This window comes from Emticicia sp. TH156 (assembly GCF_002855535.1).
Lineage (GTDB): Bacteria > Bacteroidota > Bacteroidia > Cytophagales > Spirosomataceae > Emticicia > Emticicia fluvialis.
Window position 1 is genome coordinate 242,811 of record NZ_PKRS01000010.1, and the last position, 15,192, is coordinate 258,002.

17 protein-coding genes are annotated in these 15,192 nt (G+C 40.4%); 14 read left to right on the forward strand and 3 right to left on the reverse strand.

Annotation, left to right across the window (positions count from 1 at the left end; genetic code table 11):
• Positions 1-435: 435 nt before the first annotated feature.
• Positions 436-636, reverse strand: a complete 201-nt coding sequence (locus C0V77_RS18970; protein WP_101727931.1) for a helix-turn-helix transcriptional regulator — start codon at positions 634-636, stop codon at positions 436-438.
• Positions 633-1,136, reverse strand: coding sequence for a hypothetical protein (locus C0V77_RS18975; RefSeq protein WP_101727932.1), 504 nt, complete (start codon positions 1,134-1,136; stop codon positions 633-635). Before C0V77_RS18975 ends, C0V77_RS18970 begins: the two co-directional genes overlap by 4 nt.
• Positions 1,137-1,311: 175 nt before the next feature.
• Between C0V77_RS18975 and C0V77_RS18980 the strand changes: the two genes are divergently transcribed.
• Complete coding sequence (locus C0V77_RS18980) at positions 1,312-1,683, forward strand: group III truncated hemoglobin (protein ID WP_101727933.1); 372 nt, start codon at positions 1,312-1,314, stop codon at positions 1,681-1,683.
• 30 nt (positions 1,684-1,713) lie between these two features.
• Here C0V77_RS18980 and dacB read toward each other — a convergent pair whose 3' ends face one another.
• On the reverse strand, positions 1,714-3,156 hold the full coding sequence (dacB, locus tag C0V77_RS18985; protein ID WP_158237976.1) for a D-alanyl-D-alanine carboxypeptidase/D-alanyl-D-alanine-endopeptidase: 1,443 nt from the start codon (positions 3,154-3,156) through the stop codon (positions 1,714-1,716).
• 154 nt (positions 3,157-3,310) lie between these two features.
• Here dacB and C0V77_RS18990 point away from each other — a divergent pair, with 154 nt between their 5' ends.
• From C0V77_RS18990 to C0V77_RS19050, 13 genes are all read left to right on the forward strand, one after another.
• A complete protein-coding gene (locus tag C0V77_RS18990) occupies positions 3,311-4,732 on the forward strand; it encodes an MBL fold metallo-hydrolase (protein ID WP_101727935.1) in 1,422 nt (473 codons plus the stop codon).
• A 26-nt stretch (positions 4,733-4,758) separates the two neighbouring features.
• Positions 4,759-5,715: an acetyl-CoA carboxylase carboxyltransferase subunit alpha gene (locus C0V77_RS18995; protein WP_101727936.1), complete on the forward strand. Its 957-nt coding sequence runs from the start codon at positions 4,759-4,761 to the stop codon at positions 5,713-5,715.
• 166 nt (positions 5,716-5,881) lie between these two features.
• Positions 5,882-6,352, forward strand: a complete 471-nt coding sequence (locus C0V77_RS19000) for a hypothetical protein (protein ID WP_101727937.1) — start codon at positions 5,882-5,884, stop codon at positions 6,350-6,352.
• A gap of 127 nt (positions 6,353-6,479) precedes the next feature.
• Positions 6,480-7,100: an HAD family phosphatase gene (locus tag C0V77_RS19005; RefSeq protein ID WP_101727938.1), complete on the forward strand. Its 621-nt coding sequence runs from the start codon at positions 6,480-6,482 to the stop codon at positions 7,098-7,100.
• A gap of 32 nt (positions 7,101-7,132) precedes the next feature.
• Positions 7,133-8,281, forward strand: a complete 1,149-nt coding sequence (locus C0V77_RS19010; protein WP_101727939.1) for a site-2 protease family protein — start codon at positions 7,133-7,135, stop codon at positions 8,279-8,281.
• Positions 8,274-8,843 carry a 1-acyl-sn-glycerol-3-phosphate acyltransferase gene (locus C0V77_RS19015; protein ID WP_101727940.1) on the forward strand — a complete coding sequence of 190 codons (570 nt, stop codon included), beginning with the start codon at positions 8,274-8,276 and terminating at the stop codon, positions 8,841-8,843. The genes C0V77_RS19010 and C0V77_RS19015 overlap by 8 nt, the downstream gene beginning before the upstream one ends.
• Positions 8,844-8,869: 26 nt before the next feature.
• The gene (locus tag C0V77_RS19020) at positions 8,870-10,039 is read left to right on the forward strand and encodes a PLP-dependent aspartate aminotransferase family protein (protein ID WP_101727941.1); all 1,170 of its coding nucleotides are present in this window, start codon (positions 8,870-8,872) and stop codon (positions 10,037-10,039) included.
• Positions 10,039-10,419 carry a hypothetical protein gene (locus tag C0V77_RS19025; protein ID WP_101727942.1) on the forward strand — a complete coding sequence of 127 codons (381 nt, stop codon included), beginning with the start codon at positions 10,039-10,041 and terminating at the stop codon, positions 10,417-10,419. The genes C0V77_RS19020 and C0V77_RS19025 overlap by 1 nt, the downstream gene beginning before the upstream one ends.
• A 32-nt stretch (positions 10,420-10,451) precedes the next feature.
• Positions 10,452-10,748 (forward strand): cell division protein ZapA, encoded by a 297-nt coding sequence (locus C0V77_RS19030; protein ID WP_101727943.1) that lies wholly within the window; start codon positions 10,452-10,454, stop codon positions 10,746-10,748.
• Positions 10,749-10,902: 154 nt separating this feature from the next.
• On the forward strand, positions 10,903-12,468 hold the full coding sequence (gene rny, locus C0V77_RS19035; RefSeq protein WP_101727972.1) for a ribonuclease Y: 1,566 nt from the start codon (positions 10,903-10,905) through the stop codon (positions 12,466-12,468).
• Between the two features lie 135 nt (positions 12,469-12,603).
• Positions 12,604-13,368 carry a type I methionyl aminopeptidase gene (gene map, locus C0V77_RS19040; RefSeq protein ID WP_101727944.1) on the forward strand — a complete coding sequence of 255 codons (765 nt, stop codon included), beginning with the start codon at positions 12,604-12,606 and terminating at the stop codon, positions 13,366-13,368.
• Between the two features lie 193 nt (positions 13,369-13,561).
• The gene (locus tag C0V77_RS19045; protein ID WP_101727945.1) at positions 13,562-14,599 is read left to right on the forward strand and encodes an aldo/keto reductase; all 1,038 of its coding nucleotides are present in this window, start codon (positions 13,562-13,564) and stop codon (positions 14,597-14,599) included.
• Positions 14,600-14,678: 79 nt separating this feature from the next.
• Positions 14,679-15,071, forward strand: a complete 393-nt coding sequence (locus C0V77_RS19050; protein WP_101727946.1) for a DUF1398 domain-containing protein — start codon at positions 14,679-14,681, stop codon at positions 15,069-15,071.
• Positions 15,072-15,192: the final 121 nt, after the last annotated feature.

Consider the following 15,192-nt stretch of genomic DNA (forward strand, 5'->3'; position numbering starts at 1 on the left):
TTGCAGGTATTATGATTCCTAAAAATAGTGGCTTAAGTTGAAAACATAAAATGATGAAAAGAATTATATACTCAATTGTTTAAAAATATTGTGCCTCGGCCAAGTACCTTATAACTATTTACATAAAACACATAATTTTTCAAATATTTTTTAAAGTCGTGTTCTAATCAGGCACAAATTTTTGGAGACGTTAACCGGGAGACATCCTTAAATAATCTAATTAATTCTTTGTATTTTGCCAGTCTGTCGAAGAAAAGTACAAATAAGCTGAAATATATCCGTTTAATAATAATTATGGTGTGTTTCGTGCCTGAAAACACCGAACCCCCGCCAAAAGGCAAGGGTCGGTTTGCTTTTTCATAATTATTGTAAGTGTATAAACACTGCGGGTAGGTTTCCGTAATATTTATGGTATTCATATCCACCCGAAGGCAATCAATCATTTTCGTCTAATTCAAAAATTTCTTCTACCGGCTTGCTGAAAACCCGCGCTATTTTCATAGCCAATATAGCGGAGGGTACGTATTTATTACTTTCAATGGCATTGATAGTTTGCCTGCTTACCTGAATGCGGTCGGCTAAATCTGCCTGGGTTATATTCAGGATAGCCCTTTCGATTCTGATTCTGTTTCTCATGCCTTTAATTGTTTTGAAGCCTCGAAAGAGGGCTTAATGAACAGAATATAATGAAACCTGATAATAAAAAACAGCAGTGGCGTGAACATGTTATAAACGATAACATTAAAAAAAGCACTGCCATGAATAAAAATAGTGGCCAGTATTAAGAGCCCGAAATTAAGATATATGGCCCATTGCAACGATTCCAGACGGATTTTTGAAACATATTCGTCTTCAATCTTTACTCTGGAAAAAGCTACAAACAATAAACCAATGATGGTACCTACAGATGCTACCTCATCAGTAAGGTTCAATACAGATACTTCTTCATCTGTATTTACTTTGCTGCTTCCAAACGTAAAAGTATCTGTGAAGTAGTAATGGAAAGGAAGTTTAACGGTGAGCCAGTCAAGCTCAAAATTGCCAAGCATAATGAATAAACCCAGTACCAGAGACGGGATGGCTATAATCCATCCGATTAATTTGTAGTGATGAGGGAATAAGAACCTTGCTTCCATAATTTTGTAGTGTTTTAATTAATGTTAAGTTTAACGAACCAAATGTAAAGTATAATTTACATTTAGACAAATGTATTTAACATTATTTTAAAAAATTTACTCGCCTAGAACCCATATGATTTTAATCAGGTTTTTAAAATGCGTACTTCATTAATTTTGCAAAAAAAAATGGGAGATGAACGATATTCAGAACAGAGAAGATATTGAGAATCTGGTTAAAAGTTTCTACGATAGAGTGCATGCAGATGCAGACCTTGCCCCGGTTTTTGAAATGCCAGAAACTGAATGGAACAGACATTTAACAAGGGTGGTGAATTTTTGGGAGAACTGGTTGTTTCAGACAGGCAGCTATGACGGCGGTATGATGTGGGTACACATGGACGCTCATAGAAAACATGGCCTTACCACCGGGCGGTTCGAAAAATGGCTAGCCTTGTGGTTTATTTCAACAGATACCCTATTTGCCGGGCCGCGAGCTGAATTTGTAAAAAAGAAAGCACTTGAAATAGGCCATATAATGAATGCAAAAATGGGTGGGTCTAAATAATTATTACCCATTAGCATTATAAAATTTTTATCAGATTTCTACCATTAGTTTAATCATATCTTCCAGATACTTTCTTGCTTTTCTGTCGGCGCCGTCGGCATAACGGTTAATAATAAATGTAAAAGCCATCAGTTCTCCGTTAGCAGCGGTATAATAACCAGAAAAAGCCCTGGTATTAGCTATTGAACCACTTTTAGCCCTTACATTCCCGGCTGCTTTTGAGCCTTTCGCCAGCCCCTGAACCGTGCCGTTAACGCCCACAGTCGGAATCCCGGCATAAAATTCTTTAAATGCGCCATCGGTACTCATGGTAAACAAAATATCTGTCAGGTTATTGGCTGTCAAAACACCTGATGGAGACAACCCGCTGCCATCACGCATCATAAATCCCTGCAAATCAACCCCTCTTTGCGCCCAAAGTTTTTTAACGGCTTTCACGCTTCCATCAAAACCGGCGTCTTTGTTAAGTGTATATCCCACAGTTTTTAAAAAAGCATCGGCATACAGATTTATACTCTGAAAATTGCAATGCTGCGCCAGAATAGACAAACCTGGCGACTCATAAATAAAAATCGGGCTTCTGGGCTTATCAGAAGGTCTGAACCTCGTCTTATACTGCTGCCAGCTTAAGGCCATGTTGCTTACCTGCCCCTGGAGTTCCTGAAATTTTAAGTACACATGATGAGCCAGCAAATAAGCGGGGTCTGGCAAAGAACCTTTCACAATAAAACTGGCAGGGCCCATAGGTACGGTACCTTCTGCTACAATAATATTACTGAGTGGTGTATTATATACCATTACATTATCGCCAGAGCCACGCTCGCCGGTGGTTACTTTGCTGATAAGCGTGATATCAGGAACTGCCGGAGAAATTCTGGTTATTGGCGCTTCTGTGTTCAGGCTTTTTGACGGTTTGAAATAAATCTCATATAAATTTTCGTTTACATTCAGGCCACTTACACCTGCTCCGTAATAATTACCTATATCACCCCAGACCCATGAGTCTGCCAGCGTATTTTCCGGAAAAACACTGCCATCGCCCAATATATAGCCCTCAATTCGTTTAATACCAAAATCTTTGATTTGCCTGGCAAATAAACTGACCAGCTGTTGAAAGTCAGGTCCTACTCTTGATGAACCAAGGGAGGGGTCGCCGGTGCCTCTTATGTAAACATTACCTTTCAGCACACTATCGGCCAGCGTACCATCGTATTCAATAAAGGTCTTGAATTTGTAGTCAGGCCCAAGTACCGACAACGCTGTGGCTGTTGAAACAAGCTTGAGCGTTGAGGCTGAGTTAACCGATTTACCGGCATTGTATTGAATTTTGTAATGGCCGCTTTGAGTAGAGCGGATAGAAGCCGCTACCGTGCCAGTACTGATTTCGCGGTCGTTCTGTATAGTATCTAATAGTTGCTGAAACTTTTCGAGAGGTGAACCAAGTTGTAATAGAATAAACAAAAATAGCTTCATTGAAACACGATGGGTTTTTGGGCAAGGCATTTGATAATAACGAATTTAAAAAAAATGCTTAGCAAAAAAAAGATTTCTTTCCTTATTTTTGTGTCCAGATATGAAGCAAAATCCATTTTGTTTGATATTTTGTAATATTTGATAACATTTTCGTATGAAAATAACTTTTTGGGGAGCGGCAAGGCAGGTTACAGGTAGTATGACCTTGCTTGAATTTGATGATGAATACAGAGTTCTGATTGATTGTGGTACTGATTTAGAAAGAGAAAATAACCCCGAAAAAACAAGGTATGAATACGGAATTTTCCCGTTTGACCCTTCGCTTATCAATTTAGTTATTCTTACTCACGCCCATATCGACCACTCAGGTCAGATTCCTAATCTATACAGAGAAGGCTTTGAAGGCCAGGTGCTTTGTACAAAAGCAACCTTGGATTTAAGCGAATTACTGCTGCTGGATGCAGCGTCACTGAATCAGCGAAAGTTCAAGATGATTCACGACAGCAAAAAGAGGTCTAAAAAGAAAAAAGATATAGATTCGCGTGAGTTGTATCTTGACAGACAGGTAAAAGAAGCCATTGAGAATTTTGTACCTATTGCATTTGACCAGCGCTTTAAGTTTAAAGATAACGGTTACGTTACTTTTATACCGGCTGGCCATTTATTGGGCGCAGCACATGTTTATATTGAATTCTGGGAAGACGGCCGGAAAAAAACTTTAGGGTTTTCGGGCGATATTGGCAGAAAGAACTACCCATTGCTGGTTGACCCTCAGCCACTTCCGCCAGTTGATTACCTGATAACTGAAACCACCTACGGCGACAGGCTTCATATTGACCAGGGCGAAGCTGAAGTGCTAATGGCTGATATTATTCAGAAAGCTTGCATAGATGTACCCGGGCGTTTGATTATCCCGTCATTTAGCGTGGGGCGTACACAGGCCATGCTTTACACTTTAAACAAGCTTTACACCGAAAAAGGCTTTACACCTATTAAAGTTTTTACCGACAGCCCATTGGCCAAGGCCAGTTCGAGGGTGTATGAAAAGAGCGCTAAACTGCTGAATAAACCGGCCAGGGCTTTCCTTGAAGAAAATGAGTCTTTGTTTGATTTTGAGAATCTGATATATTTGGAGTCGAATCAGGCCAGTAAGGCGGTTTCAAACCATGCCGAACCTTGTATTATTATATCAGCATCAGGCATGGTACAGGGTGGCAGAATTGAGCATCATATTGAAGCCAACATTAGTAATCCTTATGCTACAATTCTGATGGTGGGCTATGCCAGCGAAGGCACGCTTGGCTGGAAATTACTAAACGGCGAACGGAAAGAACTCAGCATCAGAGGCCAGAAACTTCCGGTTAACGCAACCATTCTGAGAATAGATGTTTTCAGCGGGCATGGAGATTTCAAAGATTTAACTAATTTCGTAACCTCGCAGGATGCCGGCCAACTAAAAAAGGTGTTTCTGGTACACGGCGAACACCAAACCATGAATAACTTTAAAATTACACTTGAACAATCAGGGTATACACAAGTTGAAATACCCGACAAAGGACAAACTTTTGAAATTTAACGAAACCCCATAGAGGTTAATCATTTATGAGAACTCTTCTTGATTTTGAAAAACCAATTGCTGAGCTTGAAGCCAAGCTTGAAGATATGAAACGTCTGGCAGATGAAAATAATGTGGATGTAAGCGAAGCCGTAAGAAGCCTGACAGATAATATTCTGAATTTGAAAAAAGAAACTTTTTCAAATCTTACCCGCTGGCAAAGGGTACAGTTATCACGCCACCCGGACAGACCCTATACTTTAGATTATATTGAAAAAATATGCCAGGAATTTCATGAACTACACGGCGACCGAACAGTGAGGGATGATCCGGCTATTGTAGGTGGTTTTGCCAATATAGACGGTAAAACCATTATGCTGATAGGCCAGCAGAAAGGGCGCAAAACCAAAGAAAGACAATACCGTAATTTTGGTATGCCTAACCCTGAAGGCTACAGAAAAGCATTAAGGCTGATGAAACTGGCTGAGAAATTCAATAAACCAATAGTTACTCTGATTGACACCCCAGGGGCTTTCCCTGGCCTTGAAGCAGAAGAACGCGGACAAGCAGAGGCCATTGCGCGTAACCTGCGCGAAATGTGTGTTTTGAAAGTACCTGTTATTTGTATTATTATCGGCGAAGGTGCATCCGGCGGAGCCTTGGGTATTGCTATTGGCGATAAAGTAATGATGCTGGAAAACTCTTGGTATTCTGTTATATCTCCTGAAAACTGCTCCACCATCTTATGGCGCAGCTGGGACTACAAGGAACAAGCCGCCGAAGCCTTGAAACCTACCGCCAACGATATGCTTGAAAACAAGTTGATTGACGGTATTATTGAAGAGCCGCTGGGCGGTGCACATCTGGACTGGGAAGATATGTCGCATCGTTTGAAAAGCCGTATTCTTTCAGAAATTGAGTTACTTGAAAAACAAACTCCTCAACAACGAATTGATGCCCGCATAGATAAGTTCTGTGCCATGGGTTTCTTTGAAGAGGCATAAAAAATATTTCTTTACGATAAAGCGGGTAATGGCTATGGCTGTTATCCGCTTTTTGCATTTAATTATTGAGTCGGAAATAACGGGCAAAAAATAATTTAATTTTATTGTTATCGTTTCCAACCCCAACCCATCTATAATAGTCAATACAGAAAAACAAAATTGTAAAATGATAAAAAACTTCCTTTTCTCGCTCGCTGTCACTTTAGCCCTCATTAGCTGTGAACAAAGGGAATGCTGCATCAATATTGATGCCTTTGCAGATATTTCGGTTATTGAGAAATCTACCGGTAAAGACCTGCTGAACCAGAGTGAACCTAACCATATTGATATAAATAAGGTAATGCTTGAGTTCTCTACTGCTCCCAAACAAAAACAGAGTATCTCATCTATATTTATAAGCAAACCTTTGTTCTTTCAAAATAATGGTAAGTCTACTCTAAGAATTTTCCCTACAACATTCGAGCCGCTCGGAGCAGAAAATACTGTAACCATTTACTGGACAGATACTAATACTGACAAACTTAAGTTTGAACTAAAACATGAAAAGCAGAATACCTATACCGACAAAATTTTCCTAAACGATACCAAAGTATGGGATAGAAACAAAGGTTACAAGACTATAACTATCGAGAAATAAGGATTAGCGGTCAACCTTTGATTTTTTTTAATTCCGAACATTCAGCTCACAAAATATTTCAGAAGTGTCAGACGTTTAAGAACAGTTTGACACTTTTTTTATTGCCCCAATTCTACTATCCATCTTTATGAAATTTAAAGCCGTTATTTTTGACTTCGGTAACGTAATCATTAACATCGACGTACCCCGCACTTTTCAGGCATTTTCAAAGCTCACCGGAAAAAAACAGGCTGTAATTGAAAAACTGGTGGCCGACAATCAGTTATTCAGGCGCTATGAAACCGGGCAGTTTACTGATATTGAGTTCAGAGAAATTGTTCGCCAAACAGTTGGGTTTCCATTAAGCGACCACGAAGTAGATACCGCCTGGAATTCCTTACTGCTTGATATCCCGGAGGATCGTATTCAATTGCTTGCCGAAATCAGAAAAAAATACCCTGTTTATTTACTTAGCAATACCAACAGCATACACATTGAGGCTTCAAACAACTATTTAAAAAAGGCGTTTGGTGTACGCCATCTGAACGAGCTGTTCGACCAGCTTTTTCTATCCTACGAAATAGGCATGTGGAAACCCGATGCAGATATTTATCACCACGTGCTTAAAACCATTAATCTGAAACCGCATGAGGTACTTTTCTTTGATGACAACGCCCACAATATCCAATCGGCCAGGGCTTTGGGTATGAACACAATATTGGTTGAACCCCCAACTTCAATCATAGAATATTGTAAAACGATTTTTTAAGTCGTTTCTTTGTGTTTCAATAATTATCTCTAATGAAGCAAAACAGAACATTACTCATACAACTTACGCTGTTTATTGTTACAATTATTACCACTACACTAACAGGTGCCGAATGGATTTTTGGAAATTCATTTTTTTTTAGTTCCAAACCAATGGGTTGGGAAGAGTTCCTGACAGGCTTTCAATATTCTATACCATTTCTTGGCGTTCTGACAGTACATGAGTTCGGGCATTATTTTGTTGCCAAAAAACACAAAACTGAGGTTACCCTACCCTATTATATACCATTGTGGCTAGGTGGGTTAAGTTCTACATTTGGCACGATGGGTGCGTTTATTCGTATAAAAGAACGTATCAGCTCAAGGGTTAAGTACTTTGATATAGGCATTTCTGGTCCGTTGGCAGGTTTTGTAGCTGCATTGGTGGTGTTATGGTATGGCTTTACTCATTTACCAAGCCTTGACTACGTATTTGAGTTATTTCCGGTGCTGAAACAATTTGGCATGGAATACGGCCATTTTCTGGAAACCAGCCCCGACTATTTCTCTGTTAAACTCGGCAATAGCCTTTTATTCAGTTTTTTTGAGAATTACGTAGCTGTAGGAGATTTGCCTCACCCTTATCTTTATACCAATTATCCAATCATATTTGCCGGCTATTTATCATTATTTTTTACTGCGCTTAATCTTTTCCCGATAGGTCAGTTAGACGGCGGCCATATATTATACGGGCTCATTGGCGACAAAGCATTTAATATTGTTTCGCCAGTACTATTCACCGGTTTTGTATTTTATGCCGGCTTAGGTACTTTCAATGCGCATGAGTTTCAGACGGTAGACTCTGAGGCTTTTCTTGATCTACTTTGGAAATTTGTGCTTTATATCGTTTTTAATTACTTGTGTTTTTCAAGAATTTCAGAAAAACTGGTAACAAATTGGCTCATAACCCTAAGCGTTATTGCGATTCAGTTAATTATCACTTATTTTTACCCCACGGTTGAAGGGTATTCGGGTTTTCTGGCTTTTGGTTTAATGATTGGCCGTTTTCTGGGAATCTACCACCCCCCTACCTATGATAACCAACCACTAACACCCGGAAGAAAGATTCTTGGTTGGATTGCCCTATTGATTTTTATTTTGTGCTTTACACCAAAGCCTTTTACTATAATACAAAATGTTTAGTTGGCTGTCAAAATCTGTTTTCAGGTTAGCAGGCTGGAAAACCGTACATAACCTACCCAATGACCTGAAAAAAGGGATTTTTGCAGTGGCTCCACATGCCACCTGGCTCGACTTCCTGATTGGCGTTGGCGCCCGGGCAGACCTTGGCATATCAATAGGTTATCTGGGGAAGGCCGAGCTGTTCAAGCCTCCGCACGGGTGGTTGTTTAAAGCTCTGGGTGGTACGCCGGTAGTACGTTCCAGAAGTACAAATTTTGTGCAGCAGGTAGCGGCAACGTTTAATAAACATACCAGTTTGCTGGTAGCCATAGCCCCCGAAGGCACAAGAAAAAACGTAAAAAAGCTTAAAACCGGCTTTTACTATATGGCGCATACGGCAGGGGTGCCCATCATTATGGTAGGTTTTGACTACCCCCGAAAAACTGTTTTTATAGAAAAACCATTTTATACCAGCGGCGATTTTGAGGCCGATATGAAAGCCTTTTTCGTACCTTTTTTTAAGCAGATTGAAGGAGAAAAAAAAGACTGGATAGATAATTACGAAAAAGGCATTTTTAATTAAATATATTAGAGGATTAGTAGCGAATAATGAAAAAGCAAACAAAAGCAATACGGATACAGACCAAGCGCTCGCAATACAGAGAGCATTCTACACCTTTGTTTCTGACCAGTAGTTTCTGTTTTGAAGACGCAGAGCAGGGCAAAGCTCTTTTTGACGAAACCCTTGAAGGCAATATTTACTCACGTTTTTCGAACCCTTCGGTTCAGGAGTTTGTGGATAAAGTTTGTATGCTCGAAAACTGTGAAGACGGCATTGCTACAGCAACAGGTATGGCCGCTGTTTTTGCCGGATTTGCCGCACACCTAAAATCGGGCGACCACGTGGTGTCTTCAAGAGCGCTTTTTGGTTCGGCGCACCAGATTCTTACGCAGATACTCTCTAAATGGGGCGTTACTTATACTTACGTTGATGCCACCGCCTCTGAGGATGAGTGGGAAGCAGCCGTGCAACCCAATACCAGAATGATTTATCTGGAAACCCCATCAAACCCGGGTCTTGAACTGGTTGACATGGCCATGATTGGGCAAATAGCGCAACGGCATAACCTGATTTACTATGTTGATAACTGCTTTGCTACCCCGATTATCCATAATCCGGCCGATTATGGAGCTAATCTGATTGTACACTCAGCTACTAAATTTATGGACGGCCAGGGGCGTGTATTGGGTGGAGTTATAACCGGCACCAAAGAAACCATTGCACCTGTTCGTTTTTTCTGCCGCCATACGGGGCCTTCAATGTCGCCGTTTAATGCATGGGTACTATCAAAAAGTCTTGAGACCCTTGAGATACGCATGGAAAGACATTGCCAGAATGCCCTGAAACTGGCCAAAGCGCTTGAGAAAATGACGGGTATAATCAATGTAAAATACCCACATCTGCCATCGCATCCGCAGTATGCGCTGGCAAAAAAACAAATGAAAGCCGGAGGATCAATGGTAACATTTGAGCTGGAAGGAGGCTTTGAACGTGTCAACCGATTTACACAGGCTTTAAAGATAGTTTCATTATCTTCGAATCTGGGTGATGCCCGAACCATCATTACCAACCCCAATACCACCACGCATAGCAAACTGCCCAAGGCAGATAAAGAAGTACTGGGCATTACTGAAGGATTGATAAGGGTTTCGGTTGGACTGGAGGATGTGTCAGACTTAATTGCAGATTTTAAACAGGCAGCTAAAAAGAGTATGTAATGAGGAAGCTGAGTGTCGAACAAGAATACATTGCCGAAATAGTAAAAGCAGAAAACATCCGGGCATTTACTAATCTAAGCCAACTTACCGACAAGCTGATTTATGAAAATAAACAGTCAAAAGGTAACATTGAATTGCTTCAGACACAGTTAAAAGATTTGCAAAAAATAATAAACCAGAAGGACGAGGAGATAAAAAAACTGAAATTAAAGCAACGGAATCAAGAATTTATTGAAAAAAATAAAGAAATTAAAAAAGAAAGTGTTAAAATTGTAGCAAATAAAGTACGACAGTCTGAAGAAAAAGCACAATTGAAGAAAACAATAGAAGATTTAATAAGAGAGATTGATGTGTGCGTTGAGTTGTTGAACGAGGATTAGAATATATAACAGGCCCTGAGAAAAGGCAAACAATGGCAGATAATGAAAAAATAGAAATCAACCTGACAGTACTACGGAGGGTTGTTACGCTTAAGGTTCAGCCGGAGTTAGAGCCTTATTTTCGCAAAGCCAATGCCCTTGTCAATCAACGCCTGAGTTTTTATATTAATAATAATAAAGATGCTATGATGGATTTCCTTGATTTCTTGATAATCATAGCCATTGAGGGGATAGTTGAAAACCAAAAAAACCAGGATAAATATCTTTTATTACAGGAAGACCTGGATAAACGGCTGGAAGAACTCAGCAATCGCCTTTCATTAAACTAAAAAATTCTTCATTTCTTCAAACGCGCTTTCCGGCTAGCCTGTCATCAAATCATTTTTGTTGCGTTTTTATCAAATCCCGCAGTAGTCGGGTGTAAAAACCTTATTTGCAAAAATGGTTTTTGTAACATTCATAATTTTTAAACATATTAATTTGATGTCAGAAATCATCACTATGCTCTTCTCAGACCTGTTAGCTTTGGTAATAGGTTTCTTTGTAGGCAGGGCATTTATTAAAAAAACATTCCAAAGCAAAGAGGCAGATGCCGAAATACGTGCCAATGAAGTACTAAAAAATGCCCAGCAAACAGCCGAAAACATTAAAAGAGACAAAATTCTGGAAGCCAAAGAACACTTCCTTAAATTAAAGTCGGAGTTTGACGAAGAGGCCAACAAACGCAAGAATATCATTATTCAGAATGAGCAGAAGGTAAAGCAAATGCAACAGCAGGCTGCCCAGATGCTAGAGCAAAACAAACGCAGAGAAAACGAACTGGATACATTGCAGCACAAACTGAATGAACAGATTGAAGCTGCCAACAAGCGTAAGGAAGAGGCTGATAGAATGTTGAACCAACAGGTTGAACAATTGGAAAAAATAGCTAACCTGACAGCAGACCAGGCCAAACAACAATTGATTGATGCCCTGAAGGGTGAGGCTGAAACCAAGGCATCTTCTTACATTAAACAAACCATTGAAGAGGCTAAACTGGCTGCCACTAAGGAATCGAAAAAGATAATTATTGAAACCATTCAACGTACAGCCTCTGAGCAGGCCATTGAAAACTGTGTGTCGGTATTCAATATTGAAAGCGACGAGGTAAAAGGTAAAATTATTGGTAGAGAAGGCCGTAATATCCGCGCCCTTGAAGCAGCCACGGGTGTTGAAGTAATTGTTGATGATACCCCGGAAGCCATTGTGATTTCAAGTTTCGACCCTGTACGTCGTGAAATTGCTCGTTTGTCGCTACACCGTCTGGTGCAGGATGGCCGTATCCACCCTGCCCGTATTGAAGAGGTAGTAGGCAAAACCAAAAAAGACATTGAGAACGAAATTGTTGAAATTGGTGAGCGTACCGTAATTGATTTAGGAATACACGGGCTGCATCCTGAGCTTATCAGAATGATTGGCCGGATGCGTTTCCGTTCGTCTTACGGGCAAAACTTACTGCAACACTCACGCGAGGTAGCTAAAATGTGTGCCACTATGGCCGCAGAACTTGGCTTGAATGCCAAACTTGCCAAGCGTGCCGGTCTATTACACGATATAGGCAAAGTATGGCACGAAGAGCAGGAGCTACCGCACGCCTTGTTGGGTATGGAGCTTGCCAAAAAATATAAAGAACACCCTGAGGTAATAAACGCCATTGGTGCTCACCATGACGAAATTGAGATGACATCAATGATATCGCCGATTGTGCAGGTTTGTGATGCCATTTCTGGTTCTCGCCCTGGTGCAAGACGTGAGATGATGGAGTCTTACGTACAGCGTTTGCGCGACCTGGAAGACCTGGCACTCTCATTCAACGGTGTTGAAAAATGCTATGCTATTCAGGCAGGTCGTGAACTACGAGTAATTGTAGACTCGGAAAACGTTAACGACGAAATTGCCAGCAAGTTATCATTTGATATTTCTCAGCGAATTGAAAAAGAAATGCAGTATCCGGGCCAGATAAAGGTAACGGTAATACGAGAGATGCGAAGTGTGGCTTATGCAAAATAATTTTTATCAGTAACAAAAAAGGCGTTGGAATCAACGCCTTTTTTGTTGTTATTCTATTTGCATAAATAAGTTGCGGAATATGAATTATAAGCAGGATACAATTGTTAAAACACAAAAAGCTTAATGCTGTAAATTATGTCTATTACAAAAGAAGCAGAACTGGAAGGAATGAAAAATGTGAGCGTGGCAGTAGCCACTACGCTCAGAGAAATGCGAAATTACGCCAAGCCAGGTATGACCACCAAACAGCTGGATGAATACGGCGCCAGGATTCTGGCAAAACTAGGCGCAAAATCTGCACCTTCATTAACTTACAGGTTTCCGGGTAATACTTGTATAAGCGTTAATCGGGAGGTGGCACATGGTATTCCTTCAGAGAAAAAAGTGCTTCAGGAAGGAGATTTAATCAATATAGACGTATCTGCTGAACTGAATGGGTATTGGTCTGATAACGGTGGTTCTTTTGTTTTGGGTACCGACACCCAGCATCATACACAACTGGTGGAGGCATCAAAAAGTATCTTAAAAAAAGCCATCAGTGAGATTAAAGGTGGAGTTAAAATTGCTGATATTGGTAAGCTCATAGAAACTGAAGCTAAAAAGGCAGGCTTTAAAGTTATCAGAAATCTGACAGGCCACGGTGTGGGCAAAAGCCTGCATGAAGAGCCCCACGAAATTGCCAATTATTACGACCGCTACAACACCCAAAGATTCAGAAAAAACTCGGTTGTAGCAGTAGAAACCTTTATTTCCACACACTCTACAATGGCAGATACACAAGCCGATGGATGGACCCTCCTGGGCAACAAAGGCGGCTATGTGGCGCAGCACGAACATACAATTGTGGTAACAGCAGACAAACCGGTAATTCTAACAGAAATGAACGGCATTTGGGAGTGATTTTATTTAGCTACTGAGTTAGTTAGTGATTATGTATTTTATTCTTCTATTGAAAATGCAAATCATTGGAACAGTTTAATATTGATCCATAAAAGAACTAAATAGAACTTTGGTATAGGGAGATGAAAATAATAATGGCAAACCAAAAAAATCACAAAATCCGATATTCACTAAATCACTAAATTATAAAAATATGGAATACAGACAACTAGGGGCATCAGGCTTGCAGGTATCGGTATTAAGTTTTGGTACTGCCACATTTGGCGGTGGAACCGAGTTTTTTAAAGCATGGGGAAGCACACAGGCAGAAGAAGCAACCAGACTGGTAGATTTGTGTCTGGAAGCAGGTATTAATCTTTTTGATACTGCCAACATCTACTCTCAAGGTCTATCAGAAGAGATTCTGGGTAAAGCCATTGAAGGCAAAAGAGACAAACTGCTGATTTCTACAAAGGCAACATTTACTTTTGGTGAGGGGCCAAACAACCAGGGTTCAGGCCGTTTTCATTTATTGAAGCAAGTTGAAGGCAGTCTTAAACGCCTAAAAACCGATTACATTGATGTTTTCCACATGCACGGTTTTGACGGTAATACACCCGTAGAAGAAACCTTGAGAACACTTGACGACCTGATACAAAGCGGAAAGATAAGATATATTGCGGCTTCTAATTTTTCTGGCTGGCATTTAATGAAATCGCTTGCGGTTTCTGAAAAATACGGGTGGAATCGCTACGTGGCTCATCAGGTTTATTACTCGTTAGCCAACAGAGACTATGAGTGGGAACTAATGCCACTAGGCATAGACCAGAAAGTAGGTGCTATTGTTTGGTCGCCTTTAGCAGCTGGTTTGTTGGGTGGGCGTTATAAAAGAAACCAACCCAAACCGGCAGATGCACGCGTAGCACAAGGTGGTAGCCCAATTCCATCTGCAGTAGTAAATGATGAGCTATTGTATAATGTAGTAGACGTACTAGAAGAAATAGCCGCAGAAACAGAAAAAACCGTGGCTCAGGTAGCCATTAACTGGGTCTTACAAAGGCCTACGGTGTCGAGCATTATTGTTGGGGCACGCAATGAAGAGCAACTTAAACAAAATTTTGGCGCAATTGGCTGGAACCTGACCACCGAGCAGCTTCAAAGGCTTGATAAAGCCAGCGAAATTGCGCCTGTTTATCCGTATTGGCACCAACGCCAGAATCTGACCCTAAACCCGCCACCAAAATTTTATTAACAGCGCAGGTAAACGTTTTTTTACAATTACATAGCCTCTTAGTTGCTGACCTTTGTGTAAACTTTAAAACAACAATAAAATGTTTACACTAGGTCAGATAAAAGAAGCGCATACCAAAGTAAAAAGTGGGGCCGATTTCCCAAAGTACATTAAAGAAATAGCAGGTCTTGGTGTTTTGTATTACACGGTTTATGTAATTGATGGTCATACCTTTTTTGTAGGTGCAGACGCCATTACAGTTATATCTGAACCCAAATATGAAGCGCTGACAATAGCGGATGAAAGTAATGTAGAATTGTTTAATGCCTATCTGAAAGCGCATCAAAAAGGTGAAAGCGACTATTTTACTTTTTGCAGACATGCGGCTGAAACTGGCATAGAAAAATGGGCGGTAGATGTTATAAACCTAACTTGTACATACTCCGACAAAATGGGCAATGAATTAATCATAGAAGCCATACCTGAAGTTTAATCAAAGCACAAAACCGGTATAAAAAGGGAAACCTTATGAGAGATAAGTAATTAAATATCAGCGTATTACATAAAAAAACAACCCCGAAAACTGCCAATTTCTTGGAATTTCGGGGTTTTTG

Bases quoted from the DNA above. Each gene is read 5' to 3' on its own strand.
- C0V77_RS19045 (WP_101727945.1), top strand. From the start codon at position 13,562: ATGGAATACAGACAACTAGGGGCATCAGGCTTGCAGGTATCGGTATTA.
- C0V77_RS19020 (WP_101727941.1), top strand. From the start codon at position 8,870: ATGAAAAAGCAAACAAAAGCAATACGGATACAGACCAAGCGCTCGCAA.
- C0V77_RS19010 (WP_101727939.1), top strand. From the start codon at position 7,133: ATGAAGCAAAACAGAACATTACTCATACAACTTACGCTGTTTATTGTT.
- map (WP_101727944.1), top strand. From the start codon at position 12,604: ATGTCTATTACAAAAGAAGCAGAACTGGAAGGAATGAAAAATGTGAGC.
- dacB (WP_158237976.1), bottom strand. From the start codon at position 3,156: ATGAAGCTATTTTTGTTTATTCTATTACAACTTGGTTCACCTCTCGAA.
- C0V77_RS19025 (WP_101727942.1), top strand. From the start codon at position 10,039: ATGAGGAAGCTGAGTGTCGAACAAGAATACATTGCCGAAATAGTAAAA.
- C0V77_RS19015 (WP_101727940.1), top strand. From the start codon at position 8,274: ATGTTTAGTTGGCTGTCAAAATCTGTTTTCAGGTTAGCAGGCTGGAAA.
- C0V77_RS18990 (WP_101727935.1), top strand. From the start codon at position 3,311: ATGAAAATAACTTTTTGGGGAGCGGCAAGGCAGGTTACAGGTAGTATG.
- C0V77_RS19000 (WP_101727937.1), top strand. From the start codon at position 5,882: ATGATAAAAAACTTCCTTTTCTCGCTCGCTGTCACTTTAGCCCTCATT.
- C0V77_RS18975 (WP_101727932.1), bottom strand. From the start codon at position 1,136: ATGGAAGCAAGGTTCTTATTCCCTCATCACTACAAATTAATCGGATGG.
- C0V77_RS19030 (WP_101727943.1), top strand. From the start codon at position 10,452: ATGGCAGATAATGAAAAAATAGAAATCAACCTGACAGTACTACGGAGG.
- C0V77_RS18970 (WP_101727931.1), bottom strand. From the start codon at position 636: ATGAGAAACAGAATCAGAATCGAAAGGGCTATCCTGAATATAACCCAG.
- C0V77_RS18995 (WP_101727936.1), top strand. From the start codon at position 4,759: ATGAGAACTCTTCTTGATTTTGAAAAACCAATTGCTGAGCTTGAAGCC.
- C0V77_RS19050 (WP_101727946.1), top strand. From the start codon at position 14,679: ATGTTTACACTAGGTCAGATAAAAGAAGCGCATACCAAAGTAAAAAGT.
- rny (WP_101727972.1), top strand. From the start codon at position 10,903: ATGTCAGAAATCATCACTATGCTCTTCTCAGACCTGTTAGCTTTGGTA.
- C0V77_RS18980 (WP_101727933.1), top strand. From the start codon at position 1,312: ATGAACGATATTCAGAACAGAGAAGATATTGAGAATCTGGTTAAAAGT.
- C0V77_RS19005 (WP_101727938.1), top strand. From the start codon at position 6,480: ATGAAATTTAAAGCCGTTATTTTTGACTTCGGTAACGTAATCATTAAC.